Genomic DNA, 17847 nt, shown 5'->3' with positions numbered 1-17847 from the left:
CGGCCGATCCGATCGCGGCGTATCGTTAACGCGGCGCGGCGGCGCGACCGCGGGCGTTCCGGGGCGTCCGGACCGGTGCGGCCGCCCCCGAGGTGGCGCGCCGTCCCGGAGGGCGGGAGACGGCCCGCCGGCTCAGTGCCGGAAGTGGCGGTGCCCCGTCAGGACCATGGCGAGACCGGCCTCGTCGGCCGCCGCGACCACGTCCGCGTCGCGCATCGAGCCGCCGGGCTGGATCACCGCGGTGGCGCCCGCTTCGGCGGCCGCCATGAGGCCGTCCGCGAACGGGAAGAACGCGTCCGACGCCACCACCGAGCCGACAGCGAGGCTCTCGGCCAGCCCGAGACGCTTCGCCCCCTCGGCGGCCTTCCAGGCGGCGATGCGCGAGGAATCGACCCGGGACATCTGGCCCGCGCCGATGCCGACCGTGGCGCCGGCCTTCGCGTACACGATGGCGTTCGACTTCACGTGCTTGGCCACCCGGTAGGCGAACCGGAGATCGGCCAGCTCGGCCTCGCTCGGCGCGCGCTTGGTCACGACCGTGAGCGGCATGTCGTCGACGACCGCCGCGTCCCGGCTCTGGACCAGCAGCCCGCCCGCGAGGGTCCGCACGGTCTCCCCGCCGGCCCGCGGGTCGGGCACGCCGCCGGCCAGCAGCAGGCGCAGGTTCTTCTTGCCGGCCACGATGGCCGCCGCCTCGGGCGTGGCGTCGGGGGCGATGATCACCTCCGTGAAGATCTCGACGATCCGGCGGGCCGCCTCGGCGTCGAGGGTCCGGTTCAGGGCGACGATGCCGCCGAATGCGGAGGTCGGGTCGCAGCTCAGGGCCCGCTCGTAGGCCTCGAGCAGGCTCGCCCCCTCGGCGACGCCGCAGGGGTTGGCGTGCTTGATGATGGCCACGGCGGCGGTCCGGGCCGGGTCGAACTCGGCCACGCACTCGTAGGCGGCGTCCGTGTCGTTGAAGTTGTTGTAGGACAGCTCCTTGCCCTGGAGCTGGCGGGCGGTGGCCACGCCCGCCCGGACCTTACCGGGGGCGCGGTAGAAGGCGGCCGACTGGTGGGGGTTCTCGCCGTAGCGCAGTTCCTGGCCCAGGGAACCGCCGAAGGCCCGGAACCGGGCCGGCGCCTCGGCGCCGAAGCGGCCCGCCATCCAGTTGGCGATGGCGGCATCGTAGGACGCGGTGCGGGCGAAGGCCTTCTGCGCCAGGCTCCGGCGCAGATCCGCGCCGAGTGCGCCGTCCTGCGCCTCGAGGGCGGCGAGGACGCCGGCATAGTCCGACACGTCGGTGACGACGGCGACGTCCGCGTGGTTCTTGGCCGCCGCGCGGATCATGGCCGGGCCGCCGATATCGATGTTCTCGATGCAGTCGGCGTCGGACCGGTCGGCCGCGATGGTCGCCTCGAACGGGTAGAGGTTGACCACGAGGAGATCGATCGCGCCGATGCCGTGAGCGGCGAGCGCGGCCTGGTGCTCCGGGTTGTCGCGGATGGCGAGCAGGCCGCCGTGGACCGCCGGGTGCAGCGTCTTGACCCGGCCGTCCATCATCTCCGGGAACCCCGTCAGGTCGGCGACCTCGGTGACCGGCAGGCCGGCCTCCTGCAGGGTCCGGTGGGTGCCCCCGGTCGAGACCAGCGCGATGCCGCGGGCGTGGAGCGCCCGGGCGAAGTCGACGAGGCCGGTCTTGTCCGAGACCGAGAGGAGCGCGCGGGAGACCCGCACCTGATCGTGCGCCATAGCTTCGTGCCGAAAGTTCGAGATTTTCCGGCGCGGTAGCATGGAAACGGTGAGCCCGGCCAGCCGGCCCTGTCCGGAGACCCGTCAGGGCGCCACGCCGCGCAGGGGCGCGGAGGCCCGACGCTCGAAGTTCCACCGGACTTCCACATCGTCGGATACCCGCAGATGAAGGACGATCTGGTCGGTCCGGCGCGGTCCGGTCAGGCCCGAGAAGTAGACGCTCTCCTCGATGGCGATCTCGGCGTTCTCGGCGCTGAACACCCAGACCTCCCCGAGCGCCGAGGCGAGTTCCAGCCCCTCCGGGACGCTGCGCACCGCGATGCCGGGATGCAGGTGGAAACGGATCGCCACGTCCTGCGGGCGCAGCCGCCGCCCGCGGCTGAGCCCCTTGCCCTGGCGCAGGAAGGCGTCGCGGCCCTCCAGGCGCGCCGTCGCGTGGAAGAGCTGCCAGCGGCGCTCGTGCACGATGCCGAATTCGGGGGCGTAGCCGTTGTGCCGGGCCGCGAGGACGACGCTGTCGGCCTCCTCGGCCCGCTCGGCCGCCACCGCCGATGGACCGCTCAGGACCACGGGCCCGCGCCGGCCGATCAGCCAGTCCGCCAGCAACCGCTCGCCCCACCACCCGGTGCGGGTGAGGAACCGGCAGGATGAGGCGTGGGCCACCGAGGCCGTCGAATGGGCCGGCGTCGAGCGGGCGAGGAGGCGCAGATCCGCGCCGCTAGCCGGCAGGCCGCAATTGACCACGATGCGCTGCGGCCCGCTCGACATCTCGAAGGCGAGGCAGCCCGCACCGGCATTCACCGCGTAGGGCAGCGGCGGGCTGGCACCGACATCGGCGACGATCACCACCCGGCCGCCCTCCAGGCGCTCGTAGCCCGAGTTCGGCGCGTGCATCAGCGGGCGGGCGAGCGCGCCGTCGTAGACCAGCAGGGTCGCGAGATGGTCCGCGTCCGTGGCGCCCATGCCGTTGAAGTGGCTCAGCGAGGCGTCCGGGTGGCGGAGCAGTCGCAGCAGCGGCAGCATCCGGTCGACCGCGCGCAGGAGCGCCAGCGGCGGCTCGACGCTGCGGCTCAGGTAGCTCTGCCGCAGCGGCAGGAGGTCGAGGAGCAGCTCCATGGCGTAGCGCGGGTCGCGGGACCGGTGGCCGCCGTCGGTCAGGATCTGCCGGTCGAGCTCCCGCGTCAGGATGCGGGTCGCCCGGCGCAGGATCGGCTGGATGCCGTCGCAGCACAGGCCGGCGTAGCAGAGCGCCACCGCGGCGTTCAGGCGCCATTGCGGCGGCACACCGCGCCGGAGGTCGCGCTCGAGCTGCTGGGCGTTGCGGCCGATCGCCTTGAGGAAGTTCTGGTAGAAGCCGTGGTCGGCACCCTCCAGCACGAGGGGCGACTGGCACAGGAACGAGATCAGCCGGCGCGCCGCCACCGGCGTCTGGCGGGCGAGGGCCGCGTCGCCGCGGCCGGCAATGAAATCGGCCACGAAGGCGCGGGCATTGGCGCGGGCCAGCGCGGTGTCGGCGGCGCGCAGGTGGCGCAGCCAGCCGAAGCCGTAGAGCTCGTCGGCCCATTCCGGCGACGGTGCCGCGTAGTCGAAGGGCGAGCCGCCGCTCGCCGCGAGCGATCGGCCGGCGAAGACGAACAACCCGGCATAGATGTCGTCCGCGAAGGTCGCGTCGGAGGTGCGCAGGTCCTGCGGCGCGATCACCAGGCCGGCGACCCGCATCCGGGCGAGGATGTCGGGCGGGGCTGTGACGCTGGCGCCGGCGGCGCGGACCGCGCGCGCGGTCTCGCGCGCGACGAGCCGATAGAAGCGCCAGCGGTCAGGCCCCCAAGCCACGCGATCTCCGAGCTACGCGTTCTGAAGGCCCCAAGGCCTTGAGCCCTCGCGCACGAGGATCGGCTGGCACCCGTTTCGTAAGGCTAGTGGGGGCCTCTTAACCGGCGGTTTACGCTATGTCATGTCCGACGCCGTGAAGGCGAAGGATCGCGGCGGCGCGCCCTCCCGGCGGGCTAGCCCGGCATCAGCGCGGCGTCGAACGCCTTCAGGTTCGACCGCATCAGGTCGAGATACGTCGCGGCCGGGCCGTCCGGCGCCGAGAGCGCGTCGGAATAGACCTTGCCGCCGACGCGGGCGCCGCTCTCGCGGGCGATCTGCTGCATCTGGCGCGGGTCGCTTATGTTCTCGAGGAACACCGCCGGCACGCGCTCCTTCCGGATCTGGCGGATGATCGCGGCCACGTCCCGCGGGCTCGCCTCGCTGTCCGTCGACACGCCCTGCGGCGCGATGAAGCGCAGGCCGTAGGCCGCCGCGAAGTAGCCGAAGGCGTCGTGGGTCGTGATGATCCGCCGCCGCTCCGGGGGGATGCGGGCGATCGCCGCCCGGACGTCCCGCTCCAGCGCGTCGAGCTCGGCGAGGTAGGCGGCCGCCGCCGCCCGGTAGGCGTCGGCATGGACCGGATCGACCTTGGCGAGGCCGTCCCGGATGTTCGCCACGTAGGTCCGCACGTTGGCGACGTCCTGCCAGGCATGCGGGTCCACGGCGTGGTCGCCGTGTCCATGTCCGTGGTCGCCGTCCTCGTGGGCGTGCTCGTCCTGCGCGGGGATCGGCTTCACGCCCGCGGAGGCCACCACCACGGGGGCGCGCGTGCCGGAGGCCCGGATCAGCCGGTCGAACCAGCCCTCCAGCCCGAGGCCGTTGACGAAGACGATGTCGGCTTCCGCGAGCTTGCGCGCGTCGGCCGGGGACGGGCTCAGGCCGTGCGCGTCGGAGTCCGGACCGACCAGCGTCGCCACCGTCACGTGCGATCCGCCGACCTGCCGGACGAGGTCGCCGAGGATCGAGAAGGTCGCCACCGCCCGCACCGGCCGGTCCTGCGGTGCGGCCGAGACCGGCCCCGCCGATCCGAACCACAGGGACAGGATCGCGAGCGCCGCGATCCGGAATGTTCTCGCCACGCGCCGCACCGCTCCACCTGCCGCAACCCCGTCGCGCCTGCCACTAATGTAACATTGTTACATACACAAGCGGGATACACGGCAGGTGCCCTATGCGCGGCGTTGGGCGCCGCCGCGGGCCGCGGCGACGTCCCGAGCGTGAGACGGAGATTTCCATGTCCCGACCTTTGACGGCGGCCATCCTGGTGACCGGGGCGCTCGGCCTCGGGCTCGCCGGCGCGGCGGTCGCGCGCGATCACGGACCCGAGGGCTTCCGCGGGCACGGCCGCTGGAGCGCGCTGACCCCCGAGGACCGCGCGGCCTTCACGGATGCCCGCATCGCCGCCCTGCATGCCGGCCTGAAGCTCAACGCCGACCAGGAGAAGCTGTGGCCGCCGGTGGAGACGGCGATCCGCGACATGGCCAAGCTGCGCCAGCAGCGCCGCGAGGCGATGCGCGACCGGCCGAAGTTCAGCGACGACGCCCCGGCGGCGCTGCGGGCGATGGCGGACGCGGCGAGTGCGCGGGGCGACGCCCTGCGCAAGCTCGCCGACGCGTCCCAGCCGCTCTACGCCAGCCTCGACCAGGACCAGAAGCGGCGCGCCATGATCCTCGCCCGGCCGATGGGCCCGATGGGCGGCCACGGCATGCGGGGCGGCTGGCACCGGGACCGCGGTGACGATCGCGGCGACGATCACGGGCCGCGCGGCGACGGCCGCTGAGTAAAAGCCTTGATCCGCGGCGGCGGCGGCGGCAAACCGCAGCCGCCGCGCATCCTGCCCCGGGGCGGCACTGATCCGACCCGGTAGGTCTCATGGCGCGCCTTCCCGGCGACACGGCTCCCCTTCTCGCCCGGCTCTGGCGCACGTGGCTGTACCCGCACCGGGCCACCTTGGCGGTGGTGCTGGTGCTGATCGCCCTGGTCGGCGCCTCGACCGGGCTCTACCCGGCGCTGATCAAGGCCGCCTTCGACGCCTTCGACCGCAAGGACGCCGCCGCCATCGCGTACGGACCGCTGGTGGTGATCGTCGTCACGGCCACGCGCGGCTTCGCCCTCTACGGCCAGACGGTGCTGACCAACCGGGTGGTGACCCGGGTCGAGGCCGACATGCAGGCGGCGCTCTACGGGCATCTCATCGATTCGGATCTCGCCCAGCTCGGCCGCGAGAGCCCGGCGGCGCTCACCCAGCGCTTCACCACCGACTTCGCCTTCATCAAGGAGGCGCTGACCCGCATCTCGACGGTCCTGCTCCGCGACATCGCGATGCTGATCGGGCTCGTGGCGGCGCTGATCTGGATGGATCCGGTGCTGACCCTCGTGGCCGGCGTCACGGTCCCGTTCGTGGCGGGACCGATCGGGCGGATCGGCCGGAAGCTCCGGCGGGTCTCGACCTCGACCCAGGAGCAGATGGGCGCCACCGCCAGCCTGATCTCCGAGAGCCTGCAGGGGGCCCGGGTCGCCAAGGCCTACGCGATGGAGACATACCTCAAGGGCCGCGCCGCGGAGGCCCTCGACGAGGTGCGGCGCCTCAAGATGAAGGCCGCCAATGCCCGCGGCCGCCTCGACCCGCTGCTGGAGATCGGCGGCGGCATCGCGGTGGCGGGCGTCCTGGTGCTGGTCGGCCAGCGGGTCCTGGCCGGCGAGAAGACCGTCGGCGACTTCACCGGCTACGTGGCGGCCCTGCTCCTCGCCGCCCAGCCGGCCCGGGCGCTGGGCAACCTCAACGCCATCCTGCAGGAGGCCGCCGCCGCGCTGCGGCGCTACTTCGACGTCATGGACGAGAGTGCCACGATCCGCGAGGCGCCGGAGGCCCGGCCGCTGGCGGTGACCGGCGGCGCGATCCGCTTCGCCGACGTCCGGTTCCGCTACCGGCCGGACGCGCCGGCGCTGGAGGGCATCGACCTCGCGGTCCCGGCCGGATCGGTGACGGCGCTCGTCGGGCGCTCGGGCTCGGGCAAGTCCTCGCTGCTCAACCTCGTTCCGCGCCTCTACGACGTCACCGGCGGCGCCGTGACCATCGACGGCCAGGATGTCCGGGACGTGACGCTGGCTTCCCTGCGCGCCGCGGTGGCGGTCGTCTCGCAGGAGGTCGTGCTGTTCGACGACACGATCGCCGCCAATATCGGCTTCGGCCGACCCGGGGCGACGCCCGCGGAGATCGAGGCGGCGGCCGAGGCCGCCGCGGCCCACACCTTCGTCTCGGCCCTCCCGGAAGGCTACGGATTCCGGGTCGGCCCGGGCGGCGGCCGGCTCTCGGGCGGCGAGCGGCAGCGGGTGGCGCTGGCCCGCGCCTTCCTCAAGGACGCGCCGATCCTGCTCCTCGACGAGGCGACCTCGGCCCTCGATTCCGAATCGGAGCGGCTCGTCCAGGAGGCGCTGACCCGGCTGATGCGCGGCCGCACCACCCTGGTGATCGCCCACCGGCTCTCGACCGTGCGCGACGCCGATCAGATCGCCGTGATGGAGGCGGGCCGGGTGATCGAGACCGGGCGCCACGACGACCTGCTCGCCGCCGGCGGCGCCTACGCGCGCCTGCACCGTCTGCAGCTGTCGGAGCCCGCGACCGCCGAGTGACGCGCCGAGTGACGCGCCGAGTGACTCGCCGAGTGACTCGCCGAGTGACTCGCATATGCGGCGACGCCGTCATGCGCCGGCTCCGTAGATTCGCGCGCCGGAGCGCGCCATAAGGGCCTCAGTCGATGAGGACCACACCGTGAGCGACCTGACGTTCGAGATCCAAAGTCATCCGGCCCCGCGGACCGCCGAGGAGCGGGCCGCGCTGATGGCGAATCCTGGCTTCGGCAAGGTGTTCACAGACCACATGGTGGTGGCGCGCTACACCGCCGGCCGCGGCTGGCACGACGCGCGGATCCAGGCGCGCGAGGCCATCCCCCTCGATCCTGCCGCCGCGGTGCTGCACTACGCGCAGGAGATCTTCGAGGGCCTGAAGGCCTACCGCACCGCGGACGGCGGCGCGGCCCTGTTCCGGCCGGAGGCCAACGCCCTGCGCTTCCGCCGCTCCGCCGAGCGGATGGCGATGGCGCCCTTCCCGGAGGACGCCTTCGTTGAGGCGATGCGCAGGCTCGTCGAGATCGACCGCGCCTGGATCCCCGACACGCCGGACGGCAGCCTCTACCTGCGCCCGTTCATGATCGCCAGCGAGGCCTTCCTTGGGGTCAAGCCGGCCTCGGAATACCTGTTCGTGACGATCGCCTCGGCCGTCGGCTCCTACTTCAAGGATCCGACCGGCACCGTGACGGTGTGGGTCTCGGAGCACTTCACCCGCGCGGCCCCGGGCGGCACCGGCGCGGCCAAGTGCGGCGGCAACTACGCGGCGAGCCTCGCGGCGCAGTCGGAGGCGGCGTCCCAGGGCTGCGAGCAGGTGGTGTTCCTCGACGCGGCCGAGCGCCGCTACGTCGAGGAGCTCGGCGGCATGAACGTGTTCTTCGTCTTCGAGGACGGCACGCTGGTGACGCCGCCGCTCTCGGACAGCATCTTGCCCGGCATCACCCGCGACTCGGTGATCACGCTGGCGCGGGAGGCGGGCCTGACCGTGAAGGAGGAGCCCTACACGATCGACGCGTGGCGCGCCGACGTGCGGGAGGGCCGCCTGACCGAGGCCTTCGCCTGCGGTACCGCCGCGGTGATCACGCCGATCGGCACCGTGAAGGGCCGGGAGGAGAGCTTCACCATCGGGAACGGCAAGGCCGGCCCCGTGGCCCAGCGGCTGCGGAGCCTGCTGGTGGACATCCAGCGGGGCAATTCCAATGACGCCCACGGCTGGTTCCAGAAGATCTTCTGAGAATCGGCGTCCGCCCGCGGCCGTGTGGTCGGGGTCGGGACTGCCGGGTTCGCCGCGAGGACCGGGCAGGCGTCTGCCCGATCCTCGCCCTCGTCCCGAGGTCGCGGCGCGCGTTGCGGACTTCTCGGGCGGTCTTCGGCGGAGCGCGCGGTGACGGATACGGCTGCCGCTCGCGTGACGGACGCGTCGGTCCACCCTCCCGAGCCGCCCATCGGCCCCTGGAACCCGGGCGTCCGGTCCGATCTGCCGTCCGCCTTCCTGCCCCTCGTGACCGTCTACCGGCCGGAGCACGTCGAGACGCCGCTCCGCGACGCCCTGGACCTGAGCGATCTCTGCGGGCTGCCCGCCCGCCAGCTCACCCGGTTCCGGGCCGGGCGCCTCGTCGTCCACGAGGTCCTGATCCGGGTGATGTCGGATCTCTCCGTGCCGGTGGGCGAAGTCTACGCCGATCTCGGCGTGAACTTCCGCGCCATCGTCGCGACCGTCCTGCGCGAGGGCATCGAGCCCCGCCTCGCCGAGGTCGAGTCCGCCCTCGACCGGATCCGCGCCGAGGCCGACGCGGTGCTCGCCCGCGAGATCGCCGCCATCCTGGAGGAGAGACCTCCCCCGCCGCCGCCAGAGCCGCGCTGGCTCGACCGCCTGCTCGGGCGCCGCCCGCCGACGGTCCAGGCGCCGCGCGAGGATCTGGCGACCCGGGCCCTGCGCCATCTCGAGAGCTGGCAGCGACGCGCCGCCGAAGCCGGCGACGCCCTGGAGATGGCCGCCTGCGAGGCCCTGCGCGCCGTGGTGTCGGGACTCATCGCGCGGCAGAATGCGGTCATCCGCGACGCCGCGCTGCTGCGGACCATCGCGGGGACGCTGGTCTCGAACGGCTACGGCAGCCGGCGCGTCGGCGAGCAGATCGAGCCCTGGATCGACGCCGTCGTCGAGGCGCAGCGCTACCGGCGGCTGGCGCCGCAGGATCATCCGGTGGTGATGAACGTGAAGGGCGCCTCGGCGTCCGGAAAGAGCACGATCCGCCCCTACCAGCTCGGCCTCGCCAGGCGGCTGGGCATGGCGTGGTCGGACTTCGCGGTGATCACCCCCGACGTCTGGCGCAAGTACCTCCTCGACTACGACAGCCTGGGCGAAGCTTCGCGGTACGCCGGGACGCTGACCGGCTACGAGGTCGAGATCATCGACATGAAGCTCGACCGCTACGTCACCCGCAAGGCGGCGGAGCGGCGGATCTCGAACCTGCTGATCGACCGGTTCCGGTTCGACAGCTTCCAGGCCGACGCGGGCTCGGACGGCGGCGGCCAGTTGCTCACCCGGTTCGGCGACCGCGTCTACATGCAGTTCATGGTCACGCCTCCGGCCGACACCGTGGAGCGCGCCTGGAAGCGCGGCGAGCTGTTCGGCCGCTACAAGGCTGTCGAGGACCTCCTGGCCCACAACGTCGAGGCCTATACCGGCATGCCGCGCCTGTTCTTCAACTGGGCGCTCTCACGGGACAAGCAGGTGGTCTGCGAGTTCCTCGACAACAGCGTGCCGCTGGGCGAGCGCCCGCGCACCATCGCGTTCTGGGCGGACGGAACGCTCAACATCCTCGACGTGAAGGGGCTGATCGACATCGACCGCTTCCGCAAGGTCGACATCTTCGCCCACGGGCCCGACGCGGTGTTCGACGGCGCCGACCTCTCGGCCTCCGCCAACACCAGCTTCCTGCGCGAATGCCTGCGCCGGATGGCGGTCGTCCGCTTCGTTCAGGCCGAGACCGGCCGGGCCTTCATGCGTCTCGACCGCGGTCGGATCACGGCGCTGGATCCGGGAACCTTGGCGGCGGTGAAGTCGGGGCCCGACTGGGAGGCCGCCTGCGCCCTCATCGGCTTCCCGGCCGACCCGGCCTCGATCCCCGCCCTCGACGAGATTCTGAGCCCCGCGGAGGCACCGACGCTCGGTGCCTGGGGACCGATTCCTCCGGCCGGGCAAACGGAATAATATCGCCGTCCTGACACTTCACCCGGTCCGTCTCACCCTGGTATATTGCATACCTAGAACGGATGTGCATGATCGTCGGGGCACGAGAGACGCCGCCAGAGCAAGGCCGCGCCGCCCAAGAGAGAGGCTCAGGGATGGAACGCCAGGATTCGCCGTCGGCGAAATGGTGGCAGCTCGCCTTCGGCGTGATCTGCATGGCCATGATCGCCAACCTACAATACGGTTGGACACTGTTCGTGGACCCGATCGACCAGCGCTACCACTGGGGTCGCGCGGCGATCCAGCTCGCGTTCACGCTGTTCGTCGCCACGGAGACCTGGCTGGTGCCGGTCGAGGCGTGGTTCGTCGACCGCTACGGTCCGAAGATCGTCGTCGCCTTCGGCGGCGTGATGATCGCCCTCGCCTGGACCATCAACGCCTACGCCGACAGCCTGGCGATGCTCTATCTCGGCGCCGTCGTCGCCGGCATCGGTGCGGGCTCCGTCTACGGCACCTGCGTGGGCAACGCGCTCAAGTGGTTCCCGGATCGCCGCGGCCTCGCCGCCGGCGCCACCGCGGCCGGCTTCGGCGCGGGTGCCGCCATCACGGTGGTGCCGATCGCCCGCATGATCGCGTCGAGCGGCTACCAGGACGCGTTCCTGTACTTCGGCATCGGCCAGGGCGCCGTGGTGCTGGCCCTCGCCTTCCTGCTGCGCAAGCCGTCGACCAACACGCCGGTCCAGCGCAAGAAGACCCGCCTGCCGCAGACCAAGGTCGACCGCAGCCCCCGCGAGGCGGTGCGCACCCCGGTCTTCTGGGTAATGTACGTGATGTTCGTGATGGTCGCTTCCGGCGGCCTGATGGCGGCGGCGCAGATCGCCCCGATCGCCCACGACTTCCAGGTGGCCGGCGTGCCGGTGAGCCTGTTCGGCCTGCAGATGGCGGCGCTGACGCTGGCGATCTCGCTCGACCGGGTCTTCGACGGGTTCGGCCGGCCGTTCTTCGGCTACGTCTCCGACAACATCGGCCGCGAGAACACGATGTTCATCGCCTTCTCGACGGCGGCGCTGGCGGTGATCGTGCTGCTGACCTACGGTCACGTCCCGATGGTCTTCGTCCTGGCCACCGCGGTGTATTTCGGTGTGTTCGGCGAGATCTACTCGCTGTTCCCGGCGACCTGCGGCGACACGTTCGGCTCCAAGTACGCCGCCAGCAACGCCGGTCTGCTCTACACCGCCAAGGGCACCGCGGCCTTCCTCGTCCCCTTCGCCAGCATCCTGTCGGCGGCCTACGGCTGGTCGGCGGTGTTCACGCTGATCATCGTCCTCAACGTGACGGCGGCGGCGCTGGCGATGTTCGTCCTGCGCCCGATGCGGGCCCGCTACCTCGCCTCGGAGGACCAGCCCGCGGCGCTCGGCGCCCAGCCGATCCGGGCGGCCTGATAGGCCCCCGCCCCACGACGTCGCGCAAGCGACGCCAGACCTTCGCGGATCTCCCACCCTCCCCCTCCTCGGGAGTGCGGGGGATCCTCCAGCCAGCCGGCGCCGAGCGCCGCCCGTCCAAACCGATCTTCCGGGAGAAACCGTGATGACCGCAGTCGCCAAGATCGTCCACACCGCCCCCGAGGTCGAGGTCGAGCCCGATCTGACCGACGGCTTCCACCTCGTCATCGACGCGCTCAAGCTCAACGGCATCGACACCATCTACGGTGTCCCGGGCATCCCGATCACCGATCTCGGGCGCATGGCCCAGGCCGAGGGGATGCGGGTCATCTCGTTCCGCCACGAGCAGCACGCCGGCAACGCCGCGGCGATCGCGGGCTTCCTCACCCAGAAGCCGGGCATCTGCCTCACCGTCTCGGCCCCGGGCTTCCTCAACGGCCTGACGGCGCTCGCCAACGCCACCACCAACTGCTTCCCGATGATCCTGATCTCGGGCTCCTCCGAGCGCGAGATCGTCGACCTGCAGCAGGGCGACTACGAGGAGATGGACCAGCTCGCCATCGCCAAGCCCCTGTGCAAGGCGGCCTTCCGGGTGCTGCACGCCGCCGATATCGGCATCGGCGTCGCCCGCGCCATCCGCGCGGCCTGCTCGGGCCGGCCGGGCGGCGTCTACCTCGACCTGCCCGCCAAGCTGTTCTCCCAGGTGATGGACGCCGAGGCCGGCCAGAAGTCTCTGGTCAAGGTGATCGACCCGGCGCCTGCCCAGCACCCCGCCCCCGAGGCGATCGCCCGGGCGCTCGAGGTCCTGAAATCCGCCAAGCGGCCGCTGATCGTGCTCGGCAAGGGCGCCGCCTACGCCCAGGCCGATGACGCCATCCGCGCCCTCGTGGAGACCAGCGGCATCCCCTACGTGCCGATGAGCATGGCCAAGGGCCTCCTGCCCGACACCCACCCGCTCTCGGCCGGCGCGGCGCGCTCGACGGCGCTGAAGGACTCGGACGTGGTGCTGCTGGTCGGCGCCCGGCTGAACTGGCTGCTGTCGCACGGCAAGGGCAAGAGCTGGGGCGAGCCGGGCTCGACCAAGTTCATCCAGATCGACATCGAGCCCCGCGAGATGGACTCGAACGTCGAGATCGTGGCGCCCGTCGTCGGCGACATCGCCTCCTGCGTGCAGGCGCTGCTCGACGGCATGGGCCAGGGCTGGCAGCAGCCCCCGTCCGACTGGATCGAGACGCTCAAGACCAAGCGCGAGGCGAACGTCGCCAAGATGGCGCCGAAGCTCATGAGCAACGCCTCGCCCATGAACTTCCACGCCGCGCTCGGCGCGCTGCGCACCATCGTCAAGGAGCGGCCGGACGCGATCCTCGTCAACGAGGGCGCGAACACCCTCGACCTCGCCCGCGGCATCATCGACATGTACCAGCCGCGCAAGCGCCTGGACGTCGGCACCTGGGGCATCATGGGCATCGGCATGGGCTTCGCCGTCGCGGCGGCCGTCGAGACCGGCAAGCCGGTGCTCTGCGTCGAGGGTGACAGCGCCTTCGGCTTCTCCGGCATGGAGGTCGAGACGATCTGCCGGTACGGCCTGCCGGTCTGCATCGTAGTGTTCAACAACAACGGCATCTACCGCGGTACCGACACCGATCCGACCGGCCGCGACCCGGCCACCACCGTGTTCGTGCCGGATTCCCGCTACGACAAGATGATGGAGGCCTTCGGCGGCGTCGGCTACCACGTCACCACGCCGGACGAGCTGACCCGCGCGGTCAACGAGGCGATGAACTCGGGCCGCCCGGCCCTCGTCAACGCCGTCATCGACCCGGCGGCCGGCAGCGAGAGCGGCAACATCGGCAGCCTCAACCCGCAGAGCGGGATCAAGAAGAAGAAGTGAGGGCGAGACTCTCGCGAGATCTCTGATCCCACACCATCGAAGCCGGGCTCGCGTGTCGAGCCCGGCTCTTTGCCTTGACGAGAACGGCGTCGCGGATCCGCGCGGGACGGTGTTCCGCTGAAGCTCCCGGCCTCCGGGAGACCTTCCCCGCACCGTCATCGCGAGCGAAGCGAAGCGGCCCGGGGGGCGCGGTCCAGTTCCGCGCGGAGCGCGGGGATGGCTTCGCCGCGCCCGCTGTGACGGCGCCGGATCCGTCATCCGTTCGGTGACGGTGCATCCATGATCGACCCCGACCTCGCCGGCCGCCTGCACTTCCGCCACCGGCTCCCCACCGAGGAGCCCCTCCCCCCGGGCCGGCACGACCTCGGCCTCTTCGCCGAGCGCGACGCGGTGCTGGTGGTCCCCGAGGGCCTCGATCCGCGCCGGCCCTGCCCGCTCGTGGTGCTGTTCCACGGCGGCGGCGGCAGCGCCGAGCGCATCCTGCCGATGCTGGAGGCGCACGCCCGGACCGAGCGCTTCCTGCTCCTCGCGCCGCAATCCCTGTTCCCGACCTGGGACATCGTCATCGCCGGCCACGGGCCCGACCGGGAGCGCGTCGCGGCGGCGCTGGGTCACGTCGCCGACCGGTTCCTGCTCGATCCGCAGCGGCTCTGCTTCGCCGGCCATTCCGACGGCGGCAGCTACACGCTCTCGTCGGGGCTCGCGAACGGCGACGTGGCGAGCCACCTGATCGTCTCGTCGGCGGGGTTCCTGTCGGTGCACCTGCAGGTCGGCGCGCCGCGCATCTTCCTGTCTCACGGGACGCAGGACGAGCAGATCCCGATCGACCGGAGCGCCCGGGTCCACGTGCCGGCCCTGCGCGAGGCCGGCTATCCGGTGACGTTCGTCGAGTATGACGGCCCGCACGCCCACCAGCCGGCCGTCGTGGCGCAGGCCGTCGCGTTCTTCCTGGCGGACCCGGCCGAACGCCCCTGAGGCTCAGGCCAGGGCGGCCCGCGCCGGCGCGCGGGCGCGGACCGGTGCCTCGCGCGCGTCGGTCTCGGACAGGAGCGCCGGGATCAGGTCGGTCTGCGAGACGATCCCGACCAGGCGTCCGTCGTCGTCGACCACCGGCAGGTGGTGAAGCCCCGCCTCCGACATCCGCGGCACCAGGGCGGCCACGGGCGTGTCGGGACCGACCGGCTCGACCGCGCTCATGATGTCGGCCGCGCAGCCGTGGGGCGCGCGGCCGCGCTCGGCGGTGAGGCGTAGGCGGCGGCCGAGACCGAGGCGCGGCCCGCTCCGGTCCCAGGCGGCCTTGTCGAGCAGGTCGGTCTGCGTGACGATGCCGAGGACGCGCGCGCCCTCGTCGGTGACCGGAAGCGCCTTGATGCGGTGACGGCGCAGCAGCCGCATGGCCTCGGAGAGCGGCGCGTCCGGCGCCACTGCGATCACGTCGCGCGACATGATCGCCGCGCAGGTGATCGGGCCCGAGCGGCGGCCGTAGACCCGCATCTGCACGCGCCGCAGGATCTGCTCCAGGTCGCCCCGATCGACGTCCAGGAGCTGGTCGAAATCCTCCAGCGCGGCGTCGAGGTCCGAGGCCCGGAAGCCGACCCGGGCGTCCGAGGGCGGATCCGCCGTCCGGGGCCCGGCCGGGCGCAGGTGCGGGTAGGCGCGCCCGGTGAGGTTGTTGAACAACAGGGCGGTGGTCAGCAGCAGCAGCGAGTTGACCGCCACCGGCCACAGCACGAAGCCGTAGCCCAGCTCCCGGATCGCCGGGCCGCCGAGCACCGCCGTCAGCGCCACGGCCCCGCTCGGCGGGTGCAGGCAGCGCAGGGCCATCATCAGCGCGATCGCCACCCCGATGGCGCAGGACGCCGCCACGAACGGGTCGCCGATCCAGGCCGCCGCCGTGACACCGACGAGCGCCGCCACGATGTTGCCGCCGAGGATCGACCAGGGCTGCGCCAGAGGGCTTGCCGGCACCGCGAAGAGCAGCACCGCCGAGGCGCCCATCGGGGCGATCAGCACCGGCAGGGCCTCGGCCGGGACGGAGACCCGGCAGACGAAGCCGGTCGCCAGGATGCCCACGAGGGCACCGGCCGCCGAGCGCAGGCGCTCGCGCTTGCTGACCGGGGTCAGCTCCGGCAGGAAACGGCTCAGGAATGCGCGCATCGGATCCGGGGCTCGCACGTGAAAAGGACGGCGCCCCGGGGAGCGCCGTCCTGTCTCAGGGTCGCTGAAGTCGGGCGGTCCTTATCAGACCGCGCGGGCCTCGTGCATCGCCCGGATCTGCTCCTGGGTGTAACCCAGGTCTGCGAGCACCTCATCGGTGTGCTCGCCGAGCAGCGGCGACGCCTTCACCTCGACCTGCATGTCGGAGAACTTGATCGGGCTTCCGACGGTCAGGTACTTGCCGAGCTTCGGGTGCGCCACCTCGACGACGGTGCCGCTCTCCCGCAGGGACTTGTCCTCGGCGATCTCCTTCATCGACAGCACCGGCGCGCAGGGGATGTCGTAGGTGCGCAGGATGTCGACCGCCTCGAACTTGGTCTTGTCGGCGAGCCACTCCTCGATCGTCTTGAAGATGTCGAAGATCTTGTCCTGGCGGGCCCGCGGCGTGTTGTAGCCCGGATCGGTGATCCACTCCTCCTTGCCGAGCGCCTTGCAGATCGGCGCCCAGGCGTGGCCCTGGATCGTGAAGTAGATGTAGGCGTTCGGGTCGGTCTCCCAGCCCTTGCACTTCAGCACCCAGCCCGGCTGGCCGCCGCCGCCCGCGTTGCCGCCGCGCGGCACCACGTCGGAGAACTCGCCGTGGGGGTACTGCGGGTACTCCTCGAGGTAGCCGAGCGCGTCGAGGCGCTGCTGGTCGCGCAGCTTCACGCGGCAGAGGTTGATCACCGAGTCCTGCATCGACACGGCGACCTTCTGGCCCTTGCCGGTCTTGTTCTTCTGGTGGAGCGCCGTGAGGATGCCGATGGCGAGGTGCATGCCGGTGTTGGAGTCACCGAGCGCGGCGGCGCTGACGGTGGGCGGCCCGTCCCAGAAGCCCGTGGTCGAGGCGGCACCGCCCGCGCACTGGGCGACGTTCTCGTAGACCTTCAGGTCCTCGTAGTGGTGGCCGTCCGAGAAGCCCTTCACCGAGGCGAGGATCATGCCCGGATTCAGCTCCTGGATACGCGCCCAGGAGAAGCCCATCCGGTCGAGGGCGCCGGGTCCGAAATTCTCGACCATGACGTCGGAGTCCTGGATAAGCTTCTCGAGGACTTCCTTGCCGGCCTGGGTCTTGGTGTCGAGGGTGAGCGAGCGCTTGTTGGAGTTGAGCATCGTGAAGTAGAGCGCGTCCGCGTCCTCGACGTGGCGCAGCTGCGTGCGGGTCACGTCGCCGGCGCCGGGGCGCTCGACCTTGATCACGTCGGCGCCGAACCAGGCGAGGAGCTGCGTGCAGGCCGGGCCGGCCTGGACGTGGGTGAAGTCGATGATCTTGATGCCTTCCAGCGGCTTGCTCATTGGGCGTTCTCCCTGTGCGGTTCGGTGATCGGGTCCTTCGGATGGTCCGGCGGGCTCAAGGCGCCCGACGCGCCGGATCCGAGGAAGCTTCGAGTTCGGCGACGCGCTGGCGCAGGCGCTTCTCCTCGGCCCAGCGCTCGGTCTCGTCGCGGATCACGGCGACGATCCCGGTCACCCGGTCGGAGGCGTCCCGCACCATCCCCACCGTGAAGGCGATGGAGAGCTGGCGGCCGTCCTTGTGGAGCGCCGGCACCCTCAGGGTCTCTGCCCCGTAGCGGGTGACGCCGGTGCGCATGGTCTTGGCGTAGCCGTCCCAGTGGCGGCGTCGGTGCCGCTCGGGTGTGATCAGATCGAGGGTCTGGCCCAGGGCCTCGGCGGCGGTGAAGCCGAAGATGCGCTCCGCGGCCGGGTTCCAGACCGTGATGGCGCCGTCCGGATCGGACACCACCACCGCGTCGCCGATCGCCTCGGCCAGACCGTGGATTTCGTGGGAACCGGGCGCGGCCAGGGTCGGCCCGGTCGCCGTCATGGGCGCCACCCGGTCGGCGGCGCGGATGAGAGGTGGATCGCGGCAGTCCGGCGCCTTGTCATGGGGCGGC

General features: G+C 71.9%; 13 protein-coding genes. 7 read left to right on the top strand and 6 right to left on the bottom strand.

Annotation, left to right across the window (positions count from 1 at the left end; all coding sequences use genetic code 11):
- Positions 1-132 precede the first annotated feature (132 nt).
- From purH to BMY19_RS02520, 3 genes are all read right to left on the bottom strand, one after another.
- Positions 133-1731 carry a bifunctional phosphoribosylaminoimidazolecarboxamide formyltransferase/IMP cyclohydrolase gene (gene purH, locus BMY19_RS02530; RefSeq protein ID WP_091925093.1) on the bottom strand — a complete coding sequence of 533 codons (1599 nt, stop codon included), beginning with the start codon at positions 1729-1731 and terminating at the stop codon, positions 133-135.
- Positions 1732-1815: 84 nt separating this feature from the next.
- Complete coding sequence (locus tag BMY19_RS02525; RefSeq protein WP_020092888.1) at positions 1816-3564, bottom strand: heparinase II/III family protein; 1749 nt, start codon at positions 3562-3564, stop codon at positions 1816-1818.
- Between the two features lie 173 nt (positions 3565-3737).
- Positions 3738-4682, bottom strand: a complete 945-nt coding sequence (locus BMY19_RS02520) for a metal ABC transporter solute-binding protein, Zn/Mn family (RefSeq protein ID WP_100250762.1) — start codon at positions 4680-4682, stop codon at positions 3738-3740.
- Positions 4683-4837: 155 nt separating this feature from the next.
- Between BMY19_RS02520 and BMY19_RS02515 the strand changes: the two genes are divergently transcribed.
- The 7 genes from BMY19_RS02515 to BMY19_RS02485 all read left to right on the top strand — a co-directional run bounded on the left by BMY19_RS02515 (position 4838) and on the right by BMY19_RS02485 (position 14731).
- Complete coding sequence (locus tag BMY19_RS02515) at positions 4838-5383, top strand: Spy/CpxP family protein refolding chaperone (RefSeq protein ID WP_091682022.1); 546 nt, start codon at positions 4838-4840, stop codon at positions 5381-5383.
- Between the two features lie 92 nt (positions 5384-5475).
- Complete coding sequence (locus tag BMY19_RS02510) at positions 5476-7236, top strand: ABC transporter ATP-binding protein (protein WP_100250761.1); 1761 nt, start codon at positions 5476-5478, stop codon at positions 7234-7236.
- Between the two features lie 139 nt (positions 7237-7375).
- The gene (locus BMY19_RS02505) at positions 7376-8464 is read left to right on the top strand and encodes a branched-chain amino acid aminotransferase (RefSeq protein ID WP_020092892.1); all 1089 of its coding nucleotides are present in this window, start codon (positions 7376-7378) and stop codon (positions 8462-8464) included.
- A 174-nt stretch (positions 8465-8638) separates the two neighbouring features.
- Positions 8639-10444: a DEAD/DEAH box helicase family protein gene (locus tag BMY19_RS02500; RefSeq protein ID WP_100250760.1), complete on the top strand. Its 1806-nt coding sequence runs from the start codon at positions 8639-8641 to the stop codon at positions 10442-10444.
- A 134-nt stretch (positions 10445-10578) separates the two neighbouring features.
- Positions 10579-11865, top strand: a complete 1287-nt coding sequence (gene oxlT, locus BMY19_RS02495) for an oxalate/formate MFS antiporter (protein ID WP_020092894.1) — start codon at positions 10579-10581, stop codon at positions 11863-11865.
- A 145-nt stretch (positions 11866-12010) separates the two neighbouring features.
- Positions 12011-13756: an oxalyl-CoA decarboxylase gene (gene oxc, locus BMY19_RS02490; RefSeq protein ID WP_100250759.1), complete on the top strand. Its 1746-nt coding sequence runs from the start codon at positions 12011-12013 to the stop codon at positions 13754-13756.
- A 279-nt stretch (positions 13757-14035) separates the two neighbouring features.
- On the top strand, positions 14036-14731 hold the full coding sequence (locus BMY19_RS02485; RefSeq protein WP_100250758.1) for an alpha/beta hydrolase: 696 nt from the start codon (positions 14036-14038) through the stop codon (positions 14729-14731).
- Between the two features lie 3 nt (positions 14732-14734).
- Here BMY19_RS02485 and BMY19_RS02480 read toward each other — a convergent pair whose 3' ends face one another.
- The 3 genes from BMY19_RS02480 to BMY19_RS02470 form a co-directional block, all read right to left on the bottom strand.
- The gene (locus tag BMY19_RS02480) at positions 14735-15913 is read right to left on the bottom strand and encodes an HPP family protein (RefSeq protein ID WP_100250757.1); all 1179 of its coding nucleotides are present in this window, start codon (positions 15911-15913) and stop codon (positions 14735-14737) included.
- An 84-nt stretch (positions 15914-15997) separates the two neighbouring features.
- Positions 15998-17248: a formyl-CoA transferase gene (frc, locus tag BMY19_RS02475; RefSeq protein WP_020092898.1), complete on the bottom strand. Its 1251-nt coding sequence runs from the start codon at positions 17246-17248 to the stop codon at positions 15998-16000.
- Between the two features lie 55 nt (positions 17249-17303).
- On the bottom strand, positions 17304-17777 hold the full coding sequence (locus BMY19_RS02470; RefSeq protein ID WP_244534811.1) for a PAS domain-containing protein: 474 nt from the start codon (positions 17775-17777) through the stop codon (positions 17304-17306).
- Positions 17778-17847 lie beyond the last annotated feature (70 nt).

It is taken from the genome of Methylobacterium sp. UNC300MFChir4.1 (assembly GCF_900110155.1).
Classification (GTDB): domain Bacteria; phylum Pseudomonadota; class Alphaproteobacteria; order Rhizobiales; family Beijerinckiaceae; genus Methylobacterium.
Note: the sequence above shows the minus strand (reverse complement) of the source record. Positions and strands in the feature narration are given on the sequence as shown.